At 64.9% G+C, this 5224-nt stretch carries 6 protein-coding genes; all 6 read left to right on the top strand.

Translation table 11 applies throughout. The features are described 5' to 3' along the window. Window positions 1-24 precede the first annotated feature (24 nt). Window positions 25-1095, top strand: a complete 1071-nt coding sequence (locus ACIQ2X_RS16310; RefSeq protein WP_396180052.1) for a N4-gp56 family major capsid protein — start codon at window positions 25-27, stop codon at window positions 1093-1095. Window positions 1096-1182: 87 nt separating this feature from the next. Beyond that, entirely contained in the window at window positions 1183-1677 is a 495-nt protein-coding gene (locus ACIQ2X_RS16315) for a hypothetical protein (RefSeq protein ID WP_396180054.1), read from the top strand. A gap of 8 nt (window positions 1678-1685) precedes the next feature. After that, window positions 1686-2324: a hypothetical protein gene (locus ACIQ2X_RS16320; RefSeq protein WP_396180055.1), complete on the top strand. Its 639-nt coding sequence runs from the start codon at window positions 1686-1688 to the stop codon at window positions 2322-2324. Continuing rightward, on the top strand, window positions 2318-4342 hold the full coding sequence (locus ACIQ2X_RS16325) for a hypothetical protein (RefSeq protein WP_396180056.1): 2025 nt from the start codon (window positions 2318-2320) through the stop codon (window positions 4340-4342). Before ACIQ2X_RS16320 ends, ACIQ2X_RS16325 begins: the two co-directional genes overlap by 7 nt. After that, window positions 4339-4791, top strand: coding sequence for a hypothetical protein (locus ACIQ2X_RS16330; RefSeq protein WP_396180057.1), 453 nt, complete (start codon window positions 4339-4341; stop codon window positions 4789-4791). The genes ACIQ2X_RS16325 and ACIQ2X_RS16330 overlap by 4 nt, the downstream gene beginning before the upstream one ends. Window positions 4792-4800: 9 nt before the next feature. Next, window positions 4801-5202, top strand: a complete 402-nt coding sequence (locus tag ACIQ2X_RS16335) for a hypothetical protein (RefSeq protein ID WP_396180058.1) — start codon at window positions 4801-4803, stop codon at window positions 5200-5202. Window positions 5203-5224 lie beyond the last annotated feature (22 nt).

Here is a 5224-nt window from a genome sequence, read left to right on the forward strand (position 1 = left end):
CCATCCCATCCTTAGGAGTCATCTATGCCCATCCATAACTACAACACGCGCTTGCCGCGTACCAACACCTATGCCGCCAAGGAGATGCTCACGCGAGTGACGCGCATGGAGGTGTCGGGTAAGTTCGCCAAGAACGGCAACCTGCCCGAGAACATGACGGACAACATCACTTTCCGTCGCCTGCGCCCGTTCAACAACTTCTCGGGCGTTGAGCTGCCGAACATCACCAACGCGATGTTGACCACGCCTGGCGGCGCCAACCTGCTGCTGGCTGAAGGCACGACGCCGACGACTTACAACGTCGATTACGTGGACGTGACCATGACGCTGCAAAACTTCGGCGTGCTCTTTGAGTTCAGCTCGAAGACGCAGCTGTTGCACGAAGAAGACGTGCCCAGCGACATGGTGGAGCTGGCCGGCGACACGATGGGCGAAGCGCTGGAGCTGGTGCGTATTGGCGCACTGGTGGCGGCTTCGGCCAACGTGCGCCTGGCTTCCAACGTGGCCAACGTGAACTTGGTGGTTCGTCGCCTGCTGGCCGGCGACTTGCGTTCCGCAGCTCGCACCCTGGCCAACCGCCGCGCCAAGAAGATCACTGAGATTCTTGCCCCATCGGTGAACGTCAAGACCGAACCGGTTGAGGCGGCTTACATCGCCATGATTAACACCGATGCGATTCCTGACGTGCGCGACCTGACGGGCTTTGTGCACGTCAGCGAGTACGGCCAGCGCAAGACCATCAGCGAGTACGAGGTGGGCAGCTGGGAGGAGTTCCGTTTCATCGCGGTGCCGATCATGCCGGTGACGGTGGCCGCTGGTGGCGCCAACTCGGGCTCGCAAACGCCCCCGCTGCTGCCAGGCACTTCCGCCGCCGTGGACATTTACGACACGGTGATTTTGGCGCAAGAGGCCTTTGGCCACGTTGCGCTGCGCGGCCGCACCGCGATCAAGCCGACCCTGCTGCCGGCCACTTCCATGAACCACGGCAACCCGATGGGCCTTCGCGGCTTCGTGGGTGTGAATACCTGGTACGCAGCCCGCGCCTTGAACGAGGCTTGGATGGTTCGCATTCGCCACGGCGTATCGGTGCAGTAAGCACCCAGCCTGCTTAACGCAGGCAACCAACGAGGGGCCAGCCTGGCAACGGGCTGGCCCTTTTTCTTTGTCTCACTGGAACCCGACATGACCCGAACCCGAAACGTAGCACCCGAATTCACTGGCTCGCAAGAGGTGGGCGACCTGCAACAGCAGCCCCCCGTGAACCTGAACCCCGGCGCCGTGCGCCAGGAAACCATCGAGCTGGCTCCAGCCTTCACGGCCAAGGACATTGCCGATGAAGCCTTCTGGAATGAGCCGGTCAAGGTGCAGGTGCATGAGCAGCAGGACACCCCAATTCCCGGCATCGTGCTGAACCACAACGGGGAAGACTGCGCGATTCCCTTTGGCCGCGCGGTGGACATCAAGCGCAAGTTCGTGCAAATCCTGCTCGAAATGCGCAAGACGATTTTCAGCCAGCCCAAGCGCAACCCCTTCCAGGTGGAAGCCGGGAACGCGATGATTCCCAAGACCACGCTGCTGTACCCGTTCGCTGTGTTGCATGACGCGAACCCGAACGGTGGGCGCTGGCTGCAAACCGAGCAGATGCGCAATGTGAACATTGCGGCCGGCCTGCGCTGAGCTGACGCATGAACCGCTTGCAAATCGTGCAGCGGCTGCGCCAGGAAGCTGGCGTGTCGGGCTCAGGGCCTGCCACGCTGGCGGGCCTGACCGGCGAGCTCAAAGCGCTCAACGACTGGGCCACTTCGGCCTGGCTGGAGATTCAAGGCCTGGCGCTGTGGGGCTGGCGCTGGCAACAGCCTGCGCTGACGCTGCTGCTGGGCCAGTCAGCGATTGCCAGCCAGGGCTTGCCGGCGCGCAACTACGTCAAGGACAGCATGCGGGAAACCGCAACCGGCCGGCGCCTGGAGTACATGGCCTGGGAGGTGTTCCGTGAGCAGCAGTGGGCGCCGATTTCTGCCGGTGTGCCGCGCTGCTGGACGGTGGCGCCCAATGGCGAGCTGCGCTTTGATGCGCAAGCGCTGGCCGACACGGCCCTGACGGTGGAGGTGTACGCCAACCCTTCGGAGCTGGCGGCCGACACCGACGAGCCGGCCATGCCGGCGCACCTGCACATTGGCATCGTGTGGCTGGCGCTGCAAAAGTACGCAGGGCGCGAGGAAGCCGGCACGCTGTACCAAACGGCCGAACGCGAGTGGGGCAAGATCAAGCGCCAGCTGGAGCGCGAGTGCGCGCCCGAGATTGAGCTGGGCGGTGCGCTTTGCTGAAGCTGCCGGCCACGACAACCCGAAGCGCCTATGTGCCGCTGGGCGGCGGGCTCTACACCGAGGCCACGGGCAACCAGGTGCCGCCTGGCGCCATGATTGGCGGCGAGAACTACGAGCCCAAGATTGGCGGCGGGTATTCCCGCATCGGCGGTTACGAGCGCTATGACGGCCGCTTTGAGCCTTCCAAGGCTCAGGTGCGACTGTTTGCCCCGCTGACCACGTTCGCGGCTTGCGCCGTGGGCGAGGTGCTGACGGGTGCGACCAGCGCAGCCACGGGCACGGTGGCCTTTGTGCGCGATGGCCTGGTGGCGCTGACCAAGACCACGGGCACCTTTACGGCCGGCGAGCTGCTGCGCCGTGGTGGCACCGACATTGGACTGACGCGCAACACCGAGCCGAGCATTGACCCGCTGGAGCTCAACCAGGTGCTGGCGGCGGCCGAGGACGTTTACCGCGCTGACATTGGCGCGCCGCCAGGCTCGGGCCCCCTTCGGGGTGGCGCGGTGCTGGCCGGCGAGGTGTACGCCTTCCGTGACAACGTGGGCGCGACCGCCTGCATTGCCTACAAGGCCACGCCTGCGGGCTGGGTGGCGGTGCAGCAGCTGCATGAGATTGCTTTTACCGCTGGCGGTACGGCCTACGCGGAGGGCAGCACCTTGACCCGGGGCGGGGTAACCGCGACGGTGCGCCGGGCCATTGTGGAGACTGGGGACTGGGGCGGCAGTGCGGCCGGCCGGCTCATCATCACGGTGCCATCGGGCAGCTTTACCGCTGGAGCTGCAACGGGCGGCGGCACTTGCACGCTGAGCGGGCCCAGCACGGCCATCACGCTGCCAGCTGGTGGACGCTGGCAGTTCGTGCAACACAACTTCACGGGCGACCCGGCCAGGCTTCGGCTCTATGGCTGCGACGGCCGGGGCGCGCCGATTGAGTTTGATGGGGCGGTGATTGCGCCGATCAAAACCGGCATGCCCGTGGGCACGCCAGCCCAGGCGGTGGAGGTGCACCGGAATCACTTGTTCCTGGCCTTTGAGGGTTCGGTGCAGCACTCTGCGCCAGCTGACCCTTACCGCTGGACGCCCGTGCGGGGCGCTGGTGAGCTTGGGGCCGGCGACAAGGTGACGGGCCTGCTTTCCGTGGCGGGCCAGGAAACGAGCTCGGCGCTGCTGATTGTTTGCCGCAATTCGTCGCTGGTGCTCTACGGCACTTCGCTGGCGGATTGGCGCCTGGCCACGCTTTCGACCAATGCGGGGAGCAAGCCCTACACGCTGCGCCAGTCGCAGATGGTGACGGCGCTGGACGACCAGGGCGTGAGGGCCATCAGCCCCACGCAGGCCTTCGGCAATTTCTCGTTCACCACGCTGACCGACACGCTGCGGCGCATCGTCGTGGCCATGGAGCCCGTGGCCTCGCTGGTGGACTCGGTGAACGGCCGCTACAAGATTCTGACGGCTGACGGCTACGGCCTCAGTGGCGCGCCTGCGGCAGAGGGGCGCATGTCCTGGGGCCTGCTGAACCTGCGCAAGCGGGTGAGCTGCGCCTTTGATGGCGAGATAGCCGGCCAGGGAGCGATGTTCTTTGGCGACGACCAGGGGATGCTTTACCGGATGGATCGCGGCCGGGGCTTCGACGGCCAGCTGGTGGAGGCCTGGGCCCGCCTGTCTTACGCCTCGCTGGGTTCGCCCCGGCTGCGCAAGAGCTTCAGGACGGTGGAGCTGGAAATGCGCGGCGAAAGCACTGGGCAGCTCAGGACGCAAACCGATTTCAGCTTTGGCGACGTGGAGATTCAGCCCACGGTTGTGACAGCTGGCCGCTTTCAGGGGCCGTCAAGCCTTTGGGATGTTGGCCAGTGGGACGTGGGCCAGTGGGATGGCCAGTACGCCACGCGCGTGCGCTTTCGGATCGAAGGCAATGGCGCGAACTTCAGCCTCCTTATCAACAGCGCCGGGCGCACCGAACTGCCTCATGACATTTTTGGCATGACGGTGAACTTCATTCCAAGACGAGGAGAGCGATGACCAACCCGTTCTACAACAAAGGGTTTGATGTGCTGCAAGGCTCATCGAACCGATCCGACGCGCTGGAAGGCGAGTTTCAGGCCGTTGAGCAAGGGTTTGAAGCGGTCAATGCCAGGTTTGCAGGCATTGACCCCTACAACACCGAGCTGGTGGCGGCGCGCCAAGGCCAGGCCAGCCTGCTGCTGAACTTGCAGCGTTACCTGAGCACGCTCGCGCCGGCCACGGCAAACCTGAGCATGGGCGGCTTTCGTGTGGAAAACGCTGGCCCTGCGGTGGCGGGCAGCGACCTGGTGACGTTCACCCAGTTGATTGCAGCGACCACGCCAGGAAACCCCCCGGCAGCCAGCAGCGAAACCTTCGGCCTGAGCCTGACCAACCGCGAAGGCACGGCCAGCTATTCCCTATCAACACCCGATGCCCTGGCCCTCATGGGCATGGGCGTGATTTAAGGAGCCCCGATGGCACTGACCCCGCAATTCGCCGCCACGCCTCGCATTGGCGCGGCCATCATCAGCGCCGCCAATGCGTTGCGTGATGGCACTGGCACGATTCCCAACATCCTGACCGCTGGCGCAAACGGCACCCGCGTGCGCCGCATCGCAATCAACGCGACCGGCACGACCACGGGGGGCATGGTTCGTATCTTTTTGCATGACGGTGCCTCTGCGCACCATCTGCTGCTTGAGGTGCCTGTGACTGCGCTAACCCCAAGCGCCACGGTGCAGGCCTTCGCCGCCAGCTACACGGAGTCCATCAGCCCCGAGCTACTGCCGCTGACCCTACCAACCGGCTGGAGCATTCGAGCCTCCACGCACAACGCGGAGAGCTTCCGCGTGAGCTGCGAAGGAGCCGACCTGTGAACCAGGGCATTCTTGGTGGCGG

Origin of the sequence: Flavobacterium sp. (assembly GCF_044368625.1) — a bacterium.
Lineage (GTDB): Bacteria > Bacteroidota > Bacteroidia > Flavobacteriales > Flavobacteriaceae > Flavobacterium.

What these genes read in the sequence shown, in the direction of transcription:
- ACIQ2X_RS16315 (WP_396180054.1), top strand. Translation starts at nt 1,183, where the DNA reads ATGACCCGAACCCGAAACGTAGCACCCGAATTCACTGGCTCGCAAGAG.
- ACIQ2X_RS16320 (WP_396180055.1), top strand. Translation starts at nt 1,686, where the DNA reads ATGAACCGCTTGCAAATCGTGCAGCGGCTGCGCCAGGAAGCTGGCGTG.
- ACIQ2X_RS16330 (WP_396180057.1), top strand. Translation starts at nt 4,339, where the DNA reads ATGACCAACCCGTTCTACAACAAAGGGTTTGATGTGCTGCAAGGCTCA.
- ACIQ2X_RS16310 (WP_396180052.1), top strand. Translation starts at nt 25, where the DNA reads ATGCCCATCCATAACTACAACACGCGCTTGCCGCGTACCAACACCTAT.
- ACIQ2X_RS16335 (WP_396180058.1), top strand. Translation starts at nt 4,801, where the DNA reads ATGGCACTGACCCCGCAATTCGCCGCCACGCCTCGCATTGGCGCGGCC.